Below are 1,003 nucleotides of genomic sequence, written 5' to 3' on the forward strand. Positions count from 1 at the left end.
CGCCGACCGAGCAATCTCGGGGCTGGATCGAGGCGATCCGGGCCGGTCAGCGGATGGAAAGCCAGGCCGCCGCGGCACAGTTGATGGCCATCGGGGAGTTGTTCGCCTACCGGTTGCGCCGCCACGGCGAAACCGAGGACTGGGCCCTTGACACCATGGACGGGGTGGCCGCCGAAGTCGCCGCCGGCCTCAAGATCAGCCAGCGCGGCGCCTTGGACAAAGTCCGCATCGCCCGCGACATGCGCGAACGCCTCCCTCAGACCGCCGCGGTGTTCTGCGCCGGCGAGATCACCCTGGGCGCCTTCGTGCAGGTCACCCACCGCACCTCGCTGATCACCGACCCCGACATCCTGGCCCGCGTGGACCGCGCCATCGCCGCCCACATCACCCGCTGGCCCTCCCTGACCCCCTCACGGCTGAGCAACAAAGTCGACGCCATCATCGCCCAGGTCGACATCGATGCGGTGCGCCGCCGCGAGAAACGCCACACCGAACGCCACCTCGACATCGGCGACCCCTACGACGGCCTGTGCCCCATCGAGGGCCAACTGCGCCCCACCGACGCCCGCGCCCTAAGCCAGACCCTGACCGCCCTGGCCGCCACCGTCTGCCCGCACGACCCCCGCACCCCCGAACAACGCCGCGCCGATGCCATCGAAGCGCTCACCGCCCGCGCCACCCGCATGAGCTGTCTGTGCCGGCGCACCGACTGCACCGCCCCCACCCGCCGACCGGCCTCCCCGGTGACCATCCATGTGATCGCCCCCCACGACGCCCTCACCAACGGCAGCAGCAGCACGGCTCCCGCGGCGATGATCGGCGCCACCGACGGACTCATCACCCCCGAACTGCTCGCCGACCTAGCCGTCTCCGCCACAATCGTGCCCCTGATCCACCCCGGCTACACCGCCCCCGAACCCACCTACCGGCCCTCAGCCGCACTGGCCGACTTCATCCGCGCCCGCGACCTGACCTGCCGCTGGCCCGGCTGCGAGGTACCCGC

1 protein-coding gene is annotated in these 1,003 nt (G+C 71.6%); it reads left to right on the forward strand.

What is annotated here, in order from left to right:
• Positions 1–1,003 (forward strand): DUF222 domain-containing protein (locus tag AC5Y3Z_RS25500; RefSeq protein ID WP_500001883.1); only part of this gene is annotated, 1,003 nt, incomplete at both ends.

The organism is Mycobacterium sp. NGS61, from assembly GCF_059812325.1.